The organism is Yersinia thracica (genome assembly GCF_902170565.1).
Lineage (GTDB): Bacteria > Pseudomonadota > Gammaproteobacteria > Enterobacterales > Enterobacteriaceae > Yersinia > Yersinia thracica.
The window spans coordinates 63,906-81,690 of sequence record NZ_CABHXX010000082.1; the positions used below are offsets into that span (position 1 = coordinate 63,906).

Below are 17,785 nucleotides of genomic sequence, written 5' to 3' on the forward strand. Positions count from 1 at the left end.
CTGTTATGGACGAAAAACGACTCACTCATTTGCGGCAATTGGAGGCGGAGAGTATCCATATCATCCGTGAAGTGGCCGCCGAATTCGGCAACCCGGTGATGCTCTATTCCATCGGCAAAGACTCTTCTGTGATGCTGCATTTGGCGCGTAAGGCATTTTTTCCCGGTCATTTACCTTTCCCGTTATTGCATGTGGATACCGGCTGGAAATTCCGTGAAATGTACGAATTCCGTGACCACACCGCCAAAGCATTTGGCTGCGAATTACTGGTGCATCGTAACCCGGAAGGGGTGGCAATGGGCATTAACCCCTTTGTCCATGGCAGCGCCAAACACACTGATATCATGAAAACCGAGGGTCTGAAGCAAGCGCTGAACAAATACGGTTTTGATGCCGCTTTCGGTGGTGCGCGGCGCGATGAAGAGAAATCCCGCGCCAAAGAGCGTATTTATTCGTTCCGTGACCGTTTTCATCGTTGGGACCCAAAAAACCAGCGCCCAGAGCTGTGGCACAACTATAACGGTCAGATTAACAAAGGCGAAAGTATCCGCGTTTTCCCTCTGTCCAACTGGACTGAGCTGGATATTTGGCAATATATCTTCCTGGAAAAAATCGACATTGTGCCGCTGTATCTGGCGAAGCCCCGCCCTGTGGTGGAGCGCGACGGGATGTTGCTGATGGTGGATGACGACCGCATTGACCTACAGCCGGGCGAAGTGATTACTCAGAAAATGGTGCGTTTCCGTACTTTGGGCTGTTGGCCACTGACCGGCGCGGTAGAGTCCGAGGCGGAAACCTTGCCCGCCATCATCGAAGAGATGCTTATCTCGACCACCAGTGAACGTCAGGGTCGCATGATCGACCGCGATCAATCCGGCTCCATGGAGCTTAAAAAGCGGCAGGGATATTTCTAAGGAGCGCCCGATGAGCACTAAATTTCAAGGTCAATCAGCGGCAGAAAAACAGCCGATTTTAGACAGTCACTCGATGATTTTAAATAATACTTCTATCGCCCAGCAAATCGCTAACGAAGGCGGGGTAGAAGCTTATCTGCATGCCCAGCAGCACAAAACCATGTTGCGTTTTCTGACGTGCGGCAGTGTGGATGATGGTAAAAGTACGCTAATTGGCCGTTTACTGCATGATACCCGCCAGATCTACGAAGATCAGCTCACTACGCTGCACACTGACAGTAAGCGTATTGGTACACAGGGTGAAAAGCTGGATTTGGCTTTGTTGGTGGATGGTTTGCAGGCCGAACGTGAGCAGGGCATTACCATTGATGTAGCTTATCGTTACTTCTCCACTGAGAAACGCAAATTTATCATTGCTGATACCCCAGGGCATGAGCAATACACGCGCAATATGGCGACTGGCGCTTCGACCTGTGATTTGGCAATTTTGTTAATCGATGCCCGTAAAGGGGTATTGGACCAAACTCGCCGCCACAGCTTTATCGCCACGTTATTGGGTATCCGCCATTTAGTGGTGGCGGTGAATAAGATGGATTTGGTCAATTATCAGGAAAGTGTCTTCGAGCAGTTTAAAGAAGATTATCTGAGTTTTGCTCAGCAGTTACCCACTGATTTAGATATTAAATTTGTCCCGCTATCGGCGCTGGATGGAGACAATGTGGCCTCGCCAAGTGAGAAAATGAATTGGTATTCCGGCCCGACGCTGCTTGAAGTGCTGGAAAGTGTTGATGTGGTGAATGCCAGCCGCCAGCAGCCGCTGCGCTTCCCGGTGCAATATGTGAACCGGCCAAATCTGGATTTCCGGGGTTATGCCGGCACCTTATCTGCCGGTATCGTGCGGGTCGGGCAAAAAATAAAAGTGCTGCCCTCTGGCGTGGAATCCACCATTGCACGCATTGTCACTTTTGATGGCGATTTGACCCAGGCAACGCCCGGTGAAGCCATTACGCTGGTGCTGACGGATGAAGTCGATATCAGCCGTGGTGATTTATTGGTTGATGCCAGTGAAACCCTAAAAGCGGCGCAAAATGCGCTGGTGGATGTGGTGTGGATGGCGGAGCAACCTCTGGTGGTCGGGCAAAGTTATGACATCAAGATTGCCGGGAAAAAGACCCGTGCGCGGGTTGAAAATATTCAATATCAAGTCGAAATCAATTCATTGACTCAGCGGGTGGTTGAAAGCTTGCCGCTGAATGGCATTGGTTTGGTTGAATTGGCGTTCGATGAGCCGCTGGTGCTGGACAACTATCAGCGCAATCGCGATACCGGCGGCCTGATCTTTATTGACCGGCTGAGTAATGTCACGGTTGGCGCAGGGCTGATCCGTGAAACACTGGAATCGGTTTATCAGGAAAACAAAGAATTCAGTGAGTTTGAATTGGAATTGAATGCGCTGGTTCGTCGCCACTTCCCACATTGGGGTGCGCGTGACCTGTTAGGGGGGAAATAACGTGCATGCTGATCAGGTGACGCCAGCCGACGAAAATATCGTCTGGCACCCCCATGCCGTGACCCGAGAAGATCGTGAACAACAGCACGGGCATCAAGGTGTGGTGCTGTGGTTTACCGGCTTATCGGGTTCCGGAAAATCTACCCTGGCGGGTGCGCTGGAGCAAGCGCTGTTTGCCCGCGGTGTTAGCACTTACTTACTTGATGGCGATAATGTACGCCACGGTTTATGTCGTGATTTGGGCTTTTCTGATAGCGACCGGCGCGAGAATATCCGCCGGGTCGGGGAAGTGGCTAAATTAATGGTGGATGCCGGCTTGGTGGTGTTAACGGCCTTTATTTCCCCTCATCGGGCTGAGCGCCAAATGGTGCGAGATATGCTGGCATCAGGTCAGTTTATTGAGGTGTTTGTGGATACGCCATTGGCGATTTGCGAAGCCCGCGACCCGAAAGGATTGTATAAAAAAGCCCGTGCCGGAGAGCTGAAAAATTTCACCGGTATCGATTCTGTTTATGAATCCCCAGAGCATCCTGATACTCATTTGCAAGGTGAACAATTAGTAACAAATTTGATTGAACAATTGTTAGACGTGCTGCGTGGTAGAGCTATTATCAAATCCTAATATCATTGCTGGCAAAACGTCCTTAGAGCGTGCTGGTATTAAACTGTGCCCACAGGATTTGTATGCAGAATATCACCCAGATTATTATCGACGAACAGCAGGAACGGGAGGAACCGTCATACTCTTTTCTTGGTGGGATTACTGGCTTTGTTTTCTATTGGCTGGCGTTCGCGATTCCGTTCTTTGTCTACGGCCCCAATACCGTCTTTTTCTTGCTCTACACCTGGCCGTTTTTTTTGGCTTTGATGCCCGTTTCAGTGCTGATCGGCATTACGCTGAGTATGCTATCGCGCGGTAATGTGCTTATCACTGTAGGCGGGTCTGGGATTGCAGTGGTGTGCTTATTCTGGATGTTATTTACATTCCTCACCGGTTGGTGAGGGCTGAATCAGCGGGCTGTTTGGTTTGATCCAATGACAACCCGCTTCAATTTGTTACAAGTCAATTTGTTACAAGTTCAATTAGCTACAAGCTCAATCTGCTTATCCTTGCGCCGATAGCACCTTGCTAAGAAATGCTTGGGTGCGCGGGTTGGTAGGGGCAGTAAATATATCTTTCGGCTGACCTTCTTCCTGAATAACCCCTTGATCAATAAACAATACCCGATCGGCGACATCACGGGCAAAGCCCATTTCATGGGTCACTACCACCATGGTCATCCCCTCCAGAGCCAATGCTTTCATCACCGCCAGCACTTCGCCCACCAGTTCCGGGTCAAGCGCTGAGGTTGGCTCGTCAAACAGCATGATTTTCGGCTCCATCGCCAAAGCTCGGGCAATCGCTACCCGCTGCTGTTGCCCACCCGAAAGACTACTGGGATAAGCGTCAATTTTGTCCAGCAAACCGACTTTGCGCAGCAATAATTCAGCCCGTTCAATAGCTTGTGCTCGGGACAGCTTTTTGACATCCATGGGCGCCATAATCAGGTTTTCCAGCACCGTCATATGCGGGAACAGATTAAAGCGCTGGAACACCATGCCGACACTTTCGCGCATGCGGTTGAGATCGGTTTTGGGGTTATGGATCTCAAAACCATTCACGGTGATTTCACCGCCGGACAAGGTTTCCAGCGCATTAATACAGCGCAAGAAGGTACTTTTCCCGGAGCCAGATGGGCCAATGATGCAGACGACTTCTTTTGGCTGAATTTCGCATGAAATCCCCCGCAACACATGGGTTTCGCCAAACTGTTTTTGCAGGTTATGTACGTGAATCACTTTTACCGAACCTCGTTTCCATATGCCGGACTAACAGCGAAAGTATGAATGTAATAACCCAATAAACCACCGAAATGACCAGGTAGGGTTCCCAATAAGTGGCATAGGCCCCGGAAACCGTGCGCGCGGCATAGGCTAAGTCTGCCAGCCCGATGGCGGATGCCAACGACGAATCTTTTACAATAGCAATGGCGTTGTTGCCCAATGGTGGCAGCATACGGCGGAAAGCCTGCGGTAGGATAACCTTGCGCATGGTTTTACCGTAGCTCATCCCCAGTGAGCGGGAAGCTTCCATTTGGCCGCGATCAATAGATTGAATACCCGCGCGGAAAATCTCAGAGACATAAGCCCCGGCGTTCAATGTGATAGCCACGATACAAGATAAAAACGCGCCGTAATCAGAACGTAGCATTCTGGCAAAATCAGAGGACATAATGCCGTTGGTGACCAGAATGCCATCCCGCGGGTTGATAAACAGCGGCACCAAAGCAAAGTGCACCACCATTATCTGCACAAACAGCGGTGTCCCGCGAATGGCGCTGATATAGATACGCACTGGCCATTGAACAAAGTAATACAGTATTGGCTTCCAGATACCATGAGGTGCTTGCGCCAACCGCCCCAGACCGAGTGTTAATCCCCAGGTCGTCCCCAAAATCACACAAATAATGGTGCACTTTATTGTCATCCAGGCGCCGTCCATAAACAGTGGGGCGTATTCCTGAATGATTTCCCAACGAAATCCCGACATAAGCAATCCAAATACCTTTCTTCATTGGCGCAGCAGCATGGTGGCTGCTGTAACGCCAATGACTTTGGGTCTAAAAAGTGTATTAAAAAATGTATTAAAAAAAGTTATTTTGTAGGCAGAGTAGGGACCTGAGCATCAAACCATTTTTCATAAATTTTGGCGTAAGTGTCGTCAGCCACGATTTTTTGTAGGCCGCTGTTGATTTTACTGCGTAATTCTTCATTACCTTTCGCAACCGCGATGCCGAAGTATTGGCGCTCAAATTTATCATCAGCCACCAGTTCAAACGCTTTTTCTGGGTGGGTTTTCAGGTAGAACTTGGCAACACCCACATCACCGACTGCGGCGGCGATACCATCCTCATATAACTCTTGCAGCATCAGTGGCGTATTATCAAAGCGCTTGATTGCGGTACTATTTTTGCCCAGAACATCTGAAACTACGATATCGCCAGTGCTGGAATTCACGACGCCAACATTCAGGTTTTTCAATGCGGCAATAGAATCAACTTTAGAGCCTTTAGGGACCACAATGGTTTGTTCGGCTGGGAAATAAGGGTCAGAGAAATCAACCATTTGCTTACGTTTATCAGTAATCGTGATACCGGAAATAATGATGTCGCGATCACCAGAACCTAAAGTGGCAAAAATACCTTCCCACGGGGTATTCACCAATTTGACCTGAAAACCTTCAGCTTTACCGATAGCTTTAATGATATCGATATCAAAACCTTCCAGTTGTTTTTGGCTGTTTTCATACTCGAATGGGCGATAGGTACCCCCGGAGCCGACCACATAAGTGGGTTCGGCAGCAATAGCCGTACCCGCAGACAACAGGGCTGCCAAGCAAGTCCCAACCAACATTAAACGTTTAAACATGTGAATCTCCCGGTGAAAAGATAAAGATGAATGAAAGTATGATTTTTTATTTATGCAGTTTGAGTGCATAAAAATAAACTTTTATAACTGTAAACTCAACTATAATGGGGCTTATTTATTTATGGCGATATTAAATATGCATATTTAATTTACTGGCTGGCATAAGCTAATGGAAAAAACAATTTTTCCAGTGTTTATCTCTGGGTGATGTTGTTGCGTTATTAATCGACAATGGCGGGGTGAAAGAATGCTGAAAATTAGCATTTAATGACATTTTGTCGAGTTACGTGGTATTTTTGCCGGAAATCGTCCTTAATCTGCGTCTTGTGGCCTATTTCCGTCACAGAGTGGAGTCCGACGAAAAGTTGTGGGATGATTATACCCGTCATACTTCAAGTTGCATGTGTGTTGGCTGTCTTCGTTCACCCCAGTCACTTACTTGTGTAAGCTCCTGAGGACTCGCTCAGTTGCTGCCTTCCTGCAACTCGAATTATTTATGGTATAGGCAGTTTTTCAGGGGGCGGGAATGGGAAAACTTACGCTACTATTGCTGGTTTTACTTGGTTGGCTACAGTATTCATTGTGGTTGGGCAAGAATGGTGTTCATGATTTTGTTCGGGTTAAGGATGACGTGGCGCTCCAAGAGGTCAATAACAGCAAACTTAAAGCCCGAAACGATCAGCTATTTGCTGAAATCGATGATTTAAACGGTGGTCAAGAGGCTATCGAAGAGCGCGCACGTAACGAACTGGGTATGATTAAACCCGGCGAAAGTTTCTATCGTCTGGTTCCTGACCAATCCAGACGTAATGCGGGTATCCCTTCGACACAAAATAACGCACAACAATAAATAATGAGTAATTTCGCCGTTTCCCTTTCTGAAGTCGTTGCGCCCGATGTTATAGCGCCTGAAGTTATAGCGCCCGAAGTTATAGCGATAGTACCGGCGGCGGGTATTGGCAGCCGCATGCAAGCTGATTGCCCTAAACAGTATTTAATTGTGGGGGGCAAGACAATCATTGAACACGCCATTCTTTCTCTGCTGAGTCACCCACGAATCCAGCGGATTATTGTTGTGATACATCCGCAAGACACACAATTCTCAAGGTTATCTATCGCCAGGGATCCCCGCATCAGTATTGTTCATGGCGGTGACCAGCGAGCTGATTCTGTGATGGCGGGTTTACAGCAGGCAGGACAGGCCGAATGGGCGCTGGTTCATGATGCAGCTCGTCCGTGTTTGCACCAAAGTGACCTTGAAAAACTGCTGGCAATTACTGAGCACAGCAAGGTTGGTGGTATTCTGGCAGCGCCGGTTCGTGACACCATGAAACGCAGTGAACCCGGTGTGCAAGCCATTGCTCATACGGTTGATCGCCAAGCGCTGTGGCATGCGCTGACACCGCAACTTTTCCCGCTTGAGTTATTAAAAATGTGCTTATCCCGTGCCCTGCAAGACGGCGCGCTGGTCACTGATGAAGCATCAGCATTAGAACATTGCGGCTATCATCCGATACTGGTTTCAGGGCGTTCGGATAATATCAAGGTGACGCGCCCGGAGGATTTGGCGCTGGCGGAGTTTTATTTAACTCAACAACACCCCCCTAAGTAAAGGAGAAGAACAATGCGGATTGGTCATGGTTTCGATGTACATAAATTTGGTGAAAATGGCAGCGGCCCCCTGATTATTGGTGGAGTGCGCATCCCTTACGAAAAGGGTTTATTGGCACATTCAGATGGCGATGTTGCACTGCATGCCGCCACTGATGCATTACTGGGCGCTGCTGCATTAGGCGATATTGGCAAGTTATTCCCCGATACTGACCCAGCCTTTAAAGGTGCTGACAGCCGCGGTTTATTGCGAGAAGCATACCGCCGCATTCTGGCTAAGGGGTACAAGCTGGGTAATCTGGATATCACGATTATCGCCCAAGCCCCTAAAATGGCCCCCCATATCCCACAAATGCGCGTTCACTTGGCAGAAGACCTACAATGTCATATGGATGATATCAATGTAAAAGCCACCACCACTGAGCAGCTTGGTTTCACCGGCCGTGGTGAAGGTATTGCGTGTGAAGCCGTGGCGTTATTAATCAAAGTTGAGCAGGTTTAAGGCATAACTGATGGATATGGAAAATCTAACCTGGCTGCACGGCAAACCCAAAGCGAGTGGCATTTTAAAAGCCAATCCGGAAGACTTTGTGGTGGTCGAAGATTTGGGTTTTGAGCCGGACGGTGAAGGCGAGCATTTATTGGTTCGTATCCGCAAAAATGGCTGTAACACTCAGTTTGTTGCGGATTATCTGGCGCGTTTCGCCAAGATTCACCCGCGGCTGGTGAGCTATGCCGGTTTGAAAGATCGTCACGCCGTCACCGAACAGTGGTTCTGTTTGCACTTACCGGGTAAAGAAGCGCCGGATCTTGCTACTTTCGAGCTGGAAGGCTGTGAAGTATTGGAGTCGGTGCGTCAGAAAAGAAAACTGCGGATTGGCTCACTGAAAGGCAATGCTTTTACTTTGGTATTGCGCCACATAACTGATAATCAGGATGTCGAACAGCGATTGCAGCAGATTGCCGCTCATGGTGTACCGAACTATTTTGGTCGCCAGCGCTTTGGCCGCGGTGGCAACAATCTGGTGCAGGCGCGTTTGTGGGCGAATAATGAAATTCGAGTTAAAGAGCGCAGTAAACGCAGCTTTTACTTATCCGCCAGCCGTAGCGCGATGTTCAACCTGATTAGCAGTCGTCGTTTAGCTCAACAGCAGGCGATGACGGTACTGGAAGGTGATGCTTTGCAGCTATCGGGGCGCGGCAGTTGGTTTGTGGCCGGGGCTGATGAATTGGCCTTGTTACAGCAGCGGGTCGATGCGAGCGAATTGAATGTAACCGCTCCGTTGCCAGGTGATGGTGAGTTGGGTACTCAAGGCGCGGCATTAGCTTTCGAACAAGCATGTTTAGCTGATCAAACCGAGCTATTGGCACTGATTAAGCGCGAACGTGTCGAGGGTGCGCGCCGGGCTATCTTACTCAAACCGCAAAATATGCAGTGGAACTGGTGGGATGAGGTCACTTTGGAACTCAGTTTCTGGTTACCTGCCGGCAGTTTTGCCACCAGTGTGGTGCGGGAAATCATGAATCAGGATAATGCCGATGCTGCGGATATTGCTGAGTAACGATGATGGAATTACTGCGCCGGGCATACAGACGTTGGCAGCCGCATTGCGGGAGTTTGCGCTGGTACAAATTGTAGCGCCCGATCGCAATCGAAGCGGCTCCTCCAATGCCTTGACGCTAGATAGCGCCCTGCGTATTACCACCTTATCTAATGGCGACATTGCGGTACAACAAGGTACGCCGACCGATTGTGTCTATCTGGGGGTCAATGCATTAATGCGCCCCCGACCCGATATTGTGGTGTCCGGCATCAATGCTGGCCCTAATCTGGGGGACGATGTTATCTACTCAGGGACCGTGGCGGCCGCGATGGAAGGGCGACATTTGGGGTTTCCTGCTTTGGCGGTTTCACTCAATGGGCATCAACATTATGCGACGGCGGCGGCGGTCACTTGCCGTATCTTGCGCGCGTTACAACATAAACCGTTGCATACGGGCAAGATACTGAATATTAATGTACCTGATTTACCCTTATCTCAAATTAAAGGGATTCGGGTAACACGTTGTGGTAGCCGCCATCCAGCAGAGCAGGTATTTTGTCAACAAGACCCGCGCGGGCAAGATCTCTACTGGATCGGGCCTCCGGGGGAGAAGTTTGATGTAGCGGAAGACACTGATTTTGCAGCCGTTGAACAAGGTTATGTGTCTATCACGCCGTTGCAGGTTGATTTAACAGCCTATGGGGCTCAAAACGTGGTTGAAAACTGGTTAGCCAATGCAGAGGTTGACGGGGAATGGTAAATAAACGCATGCAAACATTGTTGATGCTGTTACGTCAGCAAGGTATTCGGGACGAGCGCTTGTTACAGGCGATCGAAGCGGTGCCGCGCGAGCGTTTTGTTGATGAGGCACTGGCCCATAAAGCCTATGAGAATACCGCCTTGCCTATAGGTTCAGGGCAAACTATTTCTCAGCCTTATATGGTGGCGCGTATGACGGAGTTGTTGCAATTGACGCCCACTTCGCGGGTATTAGAGATAGGCACCGGCTCGGGGTATCAAACGGCTATTTTGGCGCATTTGGTCGAACATGTATGCTCAGTTGAACGAATCAAAGGGTTACAGTGGCAGGCAAAACGTCGCCTGAAACAGCTGGATCTGCATAATGTCTCTACTCGCCATGGTGATGGCTGGCTAGGTTGGGCATCACGCGGGCCATTTGATGCGATCATTGTGACCGCTGCCCCACCAGAAATACCGCATGCTTTACTTGAGCAATTGGATGAGGGTGGAATATTGGTTCTGCCTGTGGGAGAACAGGCTCAAACCTTGAAATATGTGCAGCGCCGTAATAATGAGTTTCAGATTGAGACGGTAGAAGCCGTGCGTTTTGTTCCTTTAGTTAAAGGGGAATTGGCCTGAAAAAATGTCATTATTTCAGGCCTAATCTTTGACTAAAGTCGAAGTGCAGCTTTCTTGTGCTAAAGATTGGACAAAAATCAGTAACATAAATTTTATGGTATGGCAGGGGCGCTATTGATAGCATGCGCGCATCTATATTGGATATATCGCTTAATATTGCTGTCATGGGGGAAGCATGAGCACGGGAAGCCCAATGATTACATTACGCCGGGTAGCGGCATGTACGGTTATGAGTTTATGGTTGGTTGGTTGTAGCAATGATAATACAACATCTGCGCCAATCAGCAGTGTCGGTGGTGATCGCTCTGGTACCATGCTAAGTGGTTCGGACACCAATAGTTCGGGTGAGCGCATTGTTTATAACCGTAGTTACGACAATATCCCCAAAGGAAGCTACAGCGGTAATACCTATACCGTTAAGCGTGGTGACACGCTGTTTTATATTGCCTGGATTACGGGGAATGACTTCCGTGATCTGGCGACAAAAAACAATATTGCAGAGCCTTATAGCCTGAATGTGGGGCAATCTATTCAGTTGGGTAATGGTTCTAGTGGTGGAATGTTAGCCGCGACTGATGCCACATCAAGTGGAATAGCAAAACCGCCTGCAAATATTCAGAACACAACTACAACGGTTGATTCTCAATCAACTAGCGCGTATTCTGAAAACTCGGGTAAACAGAATGTTGGCAAAATGTTGCCAGCGTCAGGCGCTGTTGTCGCTACAACTGCGCCTGTTATCGCGCCGAGCAGTCCAATCAGTGACCCTACCAGCAATGGTGGTCCAGTCAGTAACTGGAAATGGCCAACTGAAGGTAAAACGATCGATAGTTTCTCTGCTTCCGAAGGGGGAAATAAAGGGATTGATATCGCCGGTTCTCGTGGGCAACCTATCTTCGCTACAGCAAATGGGCGAGTTGTGTATGCTGGGAACGCACTGCGTGGTTACGGTAATCTTATTATCATCAAACACAATGATGATTACCTGAGCGCCTACGCTCATAACGATACAATGCTGGTCCGGGAACAAGAAGAAGTGAAGGCGGGTCAAAAAATAGCAACCATGGGTAGCACCGGAACCAGTTCAGTAAGATTGCACTTTGAAATTCGTTACAAGGGGAAATCCGTAAACCCGCTGCGTTACCTTCCGCAGCGATAGATTGGGCAGAATACGCTGTATTCTGCTCGCCGGATTCACGGGTAGGAGCAGCATATGAGCCAAAATACGCTGAAAGTTAACGAGTTGCATGAAGATGCTGATTTTGATGAAAACAGTACGGAAACTGAAATTTTCGACGAAAAAGCATCAGTAGAAGATGAACCTACTGAAAGCGAGTTAGCAGAAGATGAGCTGTTGGCGCAAGGTGTTACCCAGCGAGTGCTGGATGCAACGCAGCTCTATCTTGGTGAGATTGGTTATTCACCATTATTGACCGCAGAAGAAGAGGTTTATTTTGCCCGGCGTGCATTGCGCGGAGATGTGCCTTCGCGCCGGCGTATGATCGAAAGTAACTTGCGGTTGGTGGTGAAGATCGCCCGCCGTTACAGTAATCGCGGTTTAGCGCTGCTGGATTTGATTGAAGAGGGTAACCTCGGCCTAATCCGTGCAGTGGAAAAATTTGATCCTGAACGCGGTTTCCGTTTCTCCACTTATGCCACTTGGTGGATACGCCAGACGATTGAACGGGCAATAATGAACCAAACCCGTACTATCCGTTTGCCTATCCATATCGTTAAAGAATTAAACGTTTATTTGCGTACAGCGCGAGAGCTTTCCCATAAATTGGATCATGAACCGAGTGCGGAAGAGATTGCTGAGCAACTCGACAGACCGGTCGATGACGTGAGCCGTATGTTACGCCTTAATGAACGTATCACTTCTGTTGATACACCTTTAGGCGGCGACTCAGAGAAAGCCTTGTTAGATATTCTGTCTGACGAAAATGAAAACGGCCCAGAAGACACGACGCAAGATGACGATATGAAGCAAAGTATCGTTAAATGGCTGTTTGAATTGAATGCAAAACAGCGCGAAGTTTTGGCCCGTCGTTTTGGTTTGTTAGGGTATGAAGCTGCAACATTGGAAGATGTTGGCCGTGAGATTGGTTTAACACGTGAACGCGTGCGCCAGATTCAAGTTGAAGGTTTACGTCGTTTGCGGGAAATTCTGCAAGCACAGGGCCTGAGCATCGAAGCCTTGTTTCGTGAATAAACATTATGTTCCGTGAATAAACACTATCGCGAGTTATCTAGAAAACACGAAAACGGTGAACTGATGTTCACCGTTTTTTTATGCCTGTAATCTACCTTTTGGCGAATGACAGGCGGTTTATCTATTTGAACAGAGTCATTTACACCATGTTTTTCAGGCGATAAATCCATTCAAGTGCTTGACGTGGCGATAGCGAATCCGGATCCAGAGCTTCTAATGCTTCGACGGCGGGTGGGACTTCTTCATTTAGCAATGTGAGTTGCGAGCCATCAATCTTGCTTGCTGCTGCATTATTCGACAATGATTCCAGTTCTTTTAGTTTTTGCCGTGCGCGCTTAATGACATCCCGTGGCACACCGGCCAAGGCTGCAACGGCTAAACCATAACTTTTACTCGCCGCGCCATCTTGCACACTGTGCATAAAGGCGATGGTTTCGCCATGTTCCAGTGCATCAAGATGAACATTGACCACTCCTTCCATTTTTTCCGGTAGGGTCGTCAGCTCAAAGTAATGAGTCGCGAATAATGTCATGGCTTTGATACGGCTAGCCAGATTTTCTGCACAAGCCCAAGCCAGTGAAAGGCCATCATAGGTTGAGGTTCCGCGGCCAATTTCATCCATCAACACCAAACTTTGCTCGGTAGCATTATGCAAAATATTGGCTGTTTCTGTCATTTCGACCATAAAGGTAGAACGGCCAGATGCCAAGTCGTCAGCGGCACCGACGCGGGTGAAGATACGATCAACTGGCCCAATGGTGGCTTGATCTGCTGGAACGTAACTCCCCATATGCGCCAGTAACACGATCAACGCTGTTTGGCGCATATAAGTACTTTTACCGCCCATATTGGGGCCGGTAATGATCAACATGCGCCGCTGCGGTGACAAGGTTAGCGGGTTAGAAATGAAAGGTTCGCTGAGTACCTGTTCCACCACTGGATGGCGGCCCCCGATAATTTTGATCCCCGGTTTGTCACTCAAAACAGGGCAGTTATAGTTGAGTGTTTCCGCTCTTTCAGCCAGATTTGCGAGTACATCCAGTTCAGCCAGCGCATTGGCACTGATTTGTAATTCAGGTAGATGCGGCAACAGCAGATCGAAAATCTCTTCGTACAAACCTTTTTCAATTGCCAGAGCTTTGCCTTTAGAGGTCAGAACTTTGTCTTCATACTCTTTCAGCTCAGGAATGATATAGCGCTCGGCATTCTTCAGGGTTTGTCTGCGAACATAATGGATTGGCACCAGATGGCTTTGACCCCGACTGACCTGAATGAAGTAGCCATGAACGCCATTAAAACCTACTTTTAGTGTATCCAGACCCAGTTTTTCGCGCTCACGGATTTCCAACCGGTCCAGATAATCGGTTGCGCCATCAGCCAGCGCCCGCCATTCATCTAATTCTGCATTGTATCCCGGCGCGATAACGCCACCATCGCGCACCAATACTGGCGGTGCTTCAACAATGGCGCGTTCCAACAAGTCTTGTAACTCATCAAATTGACCGACTTGCGACCGTAAATTTTGTATATGAGGAACATCCAGCGGTTGCAATAACCGATGAATTTCAGGTAGTTGCTGGAATGCATGGCGCATTCTTGCCAAATCTCTCGGGCGTGCGGTTCGCAGTGCCAGGCGAGCCAGAATACGTTCTAAATCACCGACTTGACGCAACGGAGTTTGCAGTTCAGCGGTAATATCTTGCAAGCCGCCAATGGCTTGCTGGCGATCGGTCAACACCTTAGTGTCACGGATTGGCATATGCAGCCAGCGTTTCAGCATGCGGCTACCCATGGCCGTCACACTGCAATCAAGGATAGCGGCCAGTGTATTTTCCGTTCCTCCGGACAAATTCTGGGTCAGTTCGAGATTGCGGCGGGTCGCGGCATCCATAACAATGCCATCTTGCTGGCGCTCCATGGTTAAACCACGGATGTGAGGCAGGGAAGTGCGCTGGGTATCTTTGACATATTGCAGCAGACAGCCCGCAGCCCGCAGTGCTTGATGGGATTGCTCAACCCCAAAACCAATTAAATCGCGGGTACCAAATTGCCGATTAAGCTGCTGTTTGGCTGTTTCCAGCTCAAACTCCCATAATGGGCGGCGGCGTAAGCCATGTCGATTTTCTATCAATGACATGGACTCGAAATTTTCTGGATAAAGTAACTCTGCGGGATGGGTGCGTTGTAACTCGGCAGCCATAGTCTCAAGGTCTGCGGGTTCCGCAACTCTAAAACGGCCTGAACTGATATCCAGTGTTGCATAGCCAAATCCGCGAGCATCCTGCCAGATAGCTGCCAGCAGATTATCTTGCCTTTCTTGCAGCAAGGCTTCATCACTCACGGTGCCGGGGGTGACGATACGCACTACTTTGCGCTCAACGGGCCCTTTGCTGGTGGCCGGGTCGCCGATTTGCTCGCAGATAGCGGCTGATTCACCCAATTGAACCAGTTTTGCCAGATAGTTCTCTATTGAATGATAGGGAACACCGGCCATAGGAATAGGTTCACCGGCGGAGGAACCCCGCTTCGTCAGTGAGATATCCAATAACTGTGACGCGCGTTTGGCATCACTGTAGAACAGTTCATAAAAATCGCCCATCCGATAAAACAGTAGAATGTCAGGGTGTTGGGCCTTTAGCCGATGATACTGCTGCATCATTGGGGTGTGGGAATCTAGCTTATCAGTATTATTCATGCGGTTATGTTTTCTAGTTAAGTCCTTTTTCCAGCCAATATACTAGCTCAGCAGCCCGGAAACTGACATAGCTAAAAACTCGGGACGACTCGTAAACAAAGCAGATTAGCCCCTAAATTCAGGGGCTATGCATTGATCTGCCTACTCATTGAGTGGAGACTACTTGAATGCAGGGTTTAGGGGGTACAGCGCGTGAGCTGTCTCCCGCAGGTGCTTGGCCTGAGTGAGGTCATTTTGATAGTGGGTAATCATGATAAGGCTTAGATAAACATTCGGATCATTATGCAATTGAATGTATTGCTCGGCCCATACGCGGAATTGAGTCAGTAACGCGGGGTCAGGATTTTGGTTAAATTGCAGTAACAGATTGATGTGCCGAATATATTGATACCTTTCCCACTGGATATAGGGATTTATCAGCTTATCTAACGGCTGCATGTTAACCAAACCACTCCTTTCACTCAGTGTCAGTACACGGCCAGTTTTGAAACCCGTCACCATAAAGAGTAAGGTGCATAATGCGGATAGCACAATAGCGCCCTGTAGCCAGCGCCGCCACTGAGGCGGGGGAGAGGCTATAGGTACCAACATGTTTTCCGGCACCATCAGTCGGCCCAGTAAAATCAGCACCAGCCAGTGACCGGCAGATTGATAAAGAGGCAGCTCGGTCATCAGATGCAAAGCTATTGGCAGAGTTAGTACCCAGAGAGGGAAAACCGTCTTAGGTTGAATCAATAGTGGCTTTATATACCCGGCAGCCAATACTAGCATCCCGACTAAAGCCACGATGCCGCCCTCTACCCAGCCATAAAACACTTCATTATGCGGATGAGAAGGGTATACCGAGCCATCGAATACCAGCCCGTTCTGCACTAATTCGCGGGCAAAGGTAGACTCAAAGCTACCGTATCCCCAGCCTGTCCATGGGCGCTGTTGTATCATTTGCCAGGTATATTCCAGCATTAACCAGCGCTCTTGGTTGCTGGTACCTTTTGATACCAGCATGCTGACCTTCATTTGTTCCTGTAGATAAAAAGCACCCAATAGACTGAGCAGGCTGAATAGCCACAACCAGGCCATTTTTCGCTGACGCCAGTAATAGAGGGAAAGCAATGCTAGCGTTGCGACTCCACCAACCCAGCCAATTCGCGATTGCAATAGCATTAATATGCCGGGGAAAACCAGCAGCGTGAGGGCACTTATGCCACGTATGACCCGATTGCCCGAGGCCATAAACAGGTAGGCCGCGATGCCATAGCCTGTTGCCAGGTAACTGGCCAGCACATTAGTCTGCTGAAACATGCCATAGGGGCGCAGGGTGATATTAAATTCCATCCAGTTATCTGCTGTAAAAACAAACCATTGCAGTAAAGTTAGCGTGGCCTGACCCCAAGCGGACAACAGTATTAACAGTAGCCACGTCTGTCGTGCATTGTGATGTAGTTTCAGCCGAAACAGCCCAAGCAGCAGTATTATCCCCCCCCACAAACCGAGCACTCGCGGTAACCAAGCCCCGATATGCTGTAATGACGCAGGCCACAATCCTGGAAGTGTCAGCAGCAGCGCACCAAGCAGCAGCCACCGATGACTCGGAGCGTTCACTGCGCGGGCCTCTTCACTATGCGGCCAATAGAGCACCATCACTAACAGCGCCATCATGGCCCAGATGACAATATTATGGGGAAGATGAAGCCCGGCGCCGCCTCGATTGATTTCATAGTGCATCATGGAAACAAATGTAATGGCCATGAGCAGCAAAACAATAAGGTTAACTTTTCGTGTGGGAAAAGTGGTTTTTAGCGATGTAAGAAAGAATAATTTCATTATTTTCAGTTTGTTACTGTTTTTGAGCTGTATTGGCGGTTAGCGGGTTAACTCATTATTTTGCGTATTGAGTCATAAATGCTCAATAAGCGTGCTTTCATTTATTTTTCAGTCGGATGAGCAATAAACCAGCGTAGTGAGTTCATTACTTTGGTTTCTGACATTCTGGCTCTGTTTTCATCGACTAACTTCATTAATACCAATCTTGCCGTATAAATATCCAGCTGTGCTTTATCAGCAAGCTCTCTTGTTTTTGGCCAATTGATAACTGGGGGAGGTGATTCAGTAAACTGTTCCTTTAGAACATTACAGTGCTCTTCCAATATACCCATGACTTCTTCTTTACGTTGATCCTTAGGTTTCATTGATTAATTCCTCATGCAATTTATCTTATTAAGAATATCTTGTTTTTAATTTCTTACATTCTCACTGCGGGGTTTATATTTCATACATATCAGCAGGACATTTCCTACAAATAAAAAGACCATTCATACAGGTATTAGTATTCTCTCTTATTTATTTTATATTGTTTTTAAAAACCTTATTTTAATTTCAAAGGTTGGTTCGTGAAAATTTAACAATCAGACTCAATTAAAGAGTCGGGTAACTATTTTATTCAATTAAAAT

General features: G+C 48.3%; 18 protein-coding genes. 12 read left to right on the plus strand and 6 right to left on the minus strand.

Going from position 1 to position 17,785, the window contains the following annotated elements; all coding sequences use genetic code 11:
• Positions 1-5: 5 nt before the first annotated feature.
• The 4 genes from cysD (at position 6) to FTA91_RS11400 (ending at position 3,426) form a co-directional block, all read left to right on the plus strand.
• Positions 6-914 carry a sulfate adenylyltransferase subunit CysD gene (gene cysD, locus FTA91_RS11385; protein WP_004389099.1) on the plus strand — a complete coding sequence of 303 codons (909 nt, stop codon included), beginning with the start codon at positions 6-8 and terminating at the stop codon, positions 912-914.
• Positions 915-924: 10 nt separating this feature from the next.
• Positions 925-2,424 (plus strand): sulfate adenylyltransferase subunit CysN, encoded by a 1,500-nt coding sequence (gene cysN / locus FTA91_RS11390; RefSeq protein ID WP_186366592.1) that lies wholly within the window; start codon positions 925-927, stop codon positions 2,422-2,424.
• Position 2,425: 1 nt separating this feature from the next.
• A complete protein-coding gene (cysC, locus tag FTA91_RS11395; protein WP_050114066.1) occupies positions 2,426-3,046 on the plus strand; it encodes an adenylyl-sulfate kinase in 621 nt (206 codons plus the stop codon).
• A 62-nt stretch (positions 3,047-3,108) separates the two neighbouring features.
• Positions 3,109-3,426: a DUF3561 family protein gene (locus FTA91_RS11400; protein ID WP_050114067.1), complete on the plus strand. Its 318-nt coding sequence runs from the start codon at positions 3,109-3,111 to the stop codon at positions 3,424-3,426.
• A 102-nt stretch (positions 3,427-3,528) separates the two neighbouring features.
• Here the strand turns inward: FTA91_RS11400 and FTA91_RS11405 are convergent, their stop codons facing one another.
• The 3 genes from FTA91_RS11405 to FTA91_RS11415 all read right to left on the minus strand — a co-directional run bounded on the left by FTA91_RS11405 (position 3,529) and on the right by FTA91_RS11415 (position 5,892).
• The gene (locus tag FTA91_RS11405; RefSeq protein ID WP_145535053.1) at positions 3,529-4,263 is read right to left on the minus strand and encodes an amino acid ABC transporter ATP-binding protein; all 735 of its coding nucleotides are present in this window, start codon (positions 4,261-4,263) and stop codon (positions 3,529-3,531) included.
• Positions 4,247-5,014: an amino acid ABC transporter permease gene (locus FTA91_RS11410; protein ID WP_004389104.1), complete on the minus strand. Its 768-nt coding sequence runs from the start codon at positions 5,012-5,014 to the stop codon at positions 4,247-4,249. Before FTA91_RS11410 ends, FTA91_RS11405 begins: the two co-directional genes overlap by 17 nt.
• A 104-nt stretch (positions 5,015-5,118) precedes the next feature.
• Positions 5,119-5,892, minus strand: a complete 774-nt coding sequence (locus FTA91_RS11415; RefSeq protein ID WP_145583375.1) for a basic amino acid ABC transporter substrate-binding protein — start codon at positions 5,890-5,892, stop codon at positions 5,119-5,121.
• Between the two features lie 526 nt (positions 5,893-6,418).
• On the opposite strand from FTA91_RS11415, the gene ftsB reads away from it, so the two are divergent.
• The 8 genes from ftsB to rpoS all read left to right on the plus strand — a co-directional run bounded on the left by ftsB (position 6,419) and on the right by rpoS (position 12,639).
• The gene (ftsB, locus tag FTA91_RS11420) at positions 6,419-6,742 is read left to right on the plus strand and encodes a cell division protein FtsB (protein WP_050114071.1); all 324 of its coding nucleotides are present in this window, start codon (positions 6,419-6,421) and stop codon (positions 6,740-6,742) included.
• A gap of 3 nt (positions 6,743-6,745) precedes the next feature.
• Positions 6,746-7,504 (plus strand): 2-C-methyl-D-erythritol 4-phosphate cytidylyltransferase, encoded by a 759-nt coding sequence (gene ispD, locus FTA91_RS11425; protein WP_050114073.1) that lies wholly within the window; start codon positions 6,746-6,748, stop codon positions 7,502-7,504.
• A 12-nt stretch (positions 7,505-7,516) separates the two neighbouring features.
• On the plus strand, positions 7,517-8,005 hold the full coding sequence (gene ispF / locus FTA91_RS11430; protein WP_050114075.1) for a 2-C-methyl-D-erythritol 2,4-cyclodiphosphate synthase: 489 nt from the start codon (positions 7,517-7,519) through the stop codon (positions 8,003-8,005).
• A gap of 10 nt (positions 8,006-8,015) precedes the next feature.
• Complete coding sequence (gene truD / locus FTA91_RS11435; protein ID WP_145583377.1) at positions 8,016-9,065, plus strand: tRNA pseudouridine(13) synthase TruD; 1,050 nt, start codon at positions 8,016-8,018, stop codon at positions 9,063-9,065.
• The gene (gene surE, locus FTA91_RS11440) at positions 9,043-9,807 is read left to right on the plus strand and encodes a 5'/3'-nucleotidase SurE (RefSeq protein ID WP_042562601.1); all 765 of its coding nucleotides are present in this window, start codon (positions 9,043-9,045) and stop codon (positions 9,805-9,807) included. The genes truD and surE overlap by 23 nt, the downstream gene beginning before the upstream one ends.
• Positions 9,801-10,427, plus strand: a complete 627-nt coding sequence (locus FTA91_RS11445; RefSeq protein ID WP_050114081.1) for a protein-L-isoaspartate(D-aspartate) O-methyltransferase — start codon at positions 9,801-9,803, stop codon at positions 10,425-10,427. The genes surE and FTA91_RS11445 overlap by 7 nt, the downstream gene beginning before the upstream one ends.
• A gap of 193 nt (positions 10,428-10,620) precedes the next feature.
• Positions 10,621-11,586 carry a murein hydrolase activator NlpD gene (nlpD, locus tag FTA91_RS11450; protein WP_050114083.1) on the plus strand — a complete coding sequence of 322 codons (966 nt, stop codon included), beginning with the start codon at positions 10,621-10,623 and terminating at the stop codon, positions 11,584-11,586.
• Between the two features lie 54 nt (positions 11,587-11,640).
• Positions 11,641-12,639: an RNA polymerase sigma factor RpoS gene (gene rpoS / locus FTA91_RS11455; RefSeq protein WP_038635964.1), complete on the plus strand. Its 999-nt coding sequence runs from the start codon at positions 11,641-11,643 to the stop codon at positions 12,637-12,639.
• A 139-nt stretch (positions 12,640-12,778) separates the two neighbouring features.
• On the opposite strand, the gene mutS is transcribed toward rpoS, so the two are convergent.
• The 3 genes from mutS to FTA91_RS11470 form a co-directional block, all read right to left on the minus strand.
• Entirely contained in the window at positions 12,779-15,334 is a 2,556-nt protein-coding gene (gene mutS, locus FTA91_RS11460) for a DNA mismatch repair protein MutS (protein ID WP_145535048.1), read from the minus strand.
• A gap of 159 nt (positions 15,335-15,493) precedes the next feature.
• Positions 15,494-17,083 carry a PglL family O-oligosaccharyltransferase gene (locus FTA91_RS11465; RefSeq protein WP_328592894.1) on the minus strand — a complete coding sequence of 530 codons (1,590 nt, stop codon included), beginning with the start codon at positions 17,081-17,083 and terminating at the stop codon, positions 15,494-15,496.
• Between the two features lie 176 nt (positions 17,084-17,259).
• Positions 17,260-17,523 (minus strand): faeA-like family protein, encoded by a 264-nt coding sequence (locus tag FTA91_RS11470; protein ID WP_050114089.1) that lies wholly within the window; start codon positions 17,521-17,523, stop codon positions 17,260-17,262.
• Between the last annotated feature and the right edge of the window lie 262 nt (positions 17,524-17,785).

Bases quoted from the DNA above. Each gene is read 5' to 3' on its own strand.
- cysD (WP_004389099.1), top strand. From the start codon at position 6: ATGGACGAAAAACGACTCACTCATTTGCGGCAATTGGAGGCGGAGAGT.
- cysN (WP_186366592.1), top strand. From the start codon at position 925: ATGAGCACTAAATTTCAAGGTCAATCAGCGGCAGAAAAACAGCCGATT.
- FTA91_RS11400 (WP_050114067.1), top strand. From the start codon at position 3,109: ATGCAGAATATCACCCAGATTATTATCGACGAACAGCAGGAACGGGAG.
- FTA91_RS11410 (WP_004389104.1), bottom strand. From the start codon at position 5,014: ATGTCGGGATTTCGTTGGGAAATCATTCAGGAATACGCCCCACTGTTT.
- FTA91_RS11415 (WP_145583375.1), bottom strand. From the start codon at position 5,892: ATGTTTAAACGTTTAATGTTGGTTGGGACTTGCTTGGCAGCCCTGTTG.
- ftsB (WP_050114071.1), top strand. From the start codon at position 6,419: ATGGGAAAACTTACGCTACTATTGCTGGTTTTACTTGGTTGGCTACAG.
- ispD (WP_050114073.1), top strand. From the start codon at position 6,746: ATGAGTAATTTCGCCGTTTCCCTTTCTGAAGTCGTTGCGCCCGATGTT.
- ispF (WP_050114075.1), top strand. From the start codon at position 7,517: ATGCGGATTGGTCATGGTTTCGATGTACATAAATTTGGTGAAAATGGC.
- truD (WP_145583377.1), top strand. From the start codon at position 8,016: ATGGATATGGAAAATCTAACCTGGCTGCACGGCAAACCCAAAGCGAGT.
- surE (WP_042562601.1), top strand. From the start codon at position 9,043: ATGCTGCGGATATTGCTGAGTAACGATGATGGAATTACTGCGCCGGGC.
- FTA91_RS11445 (WP_050114081.1), top strand. From the start codon at position 9,801: ATGGTAAATAAACGCATGCAAACATTGTTGATGCTGTTACGTCAGCAA.
- nlpD (WP_050114083.1), top strand. From the start codon at position 10,621: ATGATTACATTACGCCGGGTAGCGGCATGTACGGTTATGAGTTTATGG.
- rpoS (WP_038635964.1), top strand. From the start codon at position 11,641: ATGAGCCAAAATACGCTGAAAGTTAACGAGTTGCATGAAGATGCTGAT.
- mutS (WP_145535048.1), bottom strand. From the start codon at position 15,334: ATGAATAATACTGATAAGCTAGATTCCCACACCCCAATGATGCAGCAG.
- FTA91_RS11465 (WP_328592894.1), bottom strand. From the start codon at position 17,083: ATGGCCATTACATTTGTTTCCATGATGCACTATGAAATCAATCGAGGC.
- FTA91_RS11470 (WP_050114089.1), bottom strand. From the start codon at position 17,523: ATGAAACCTAAGGATCAACGTAAAGAAGAAGTCATGGGTATATTGGAA.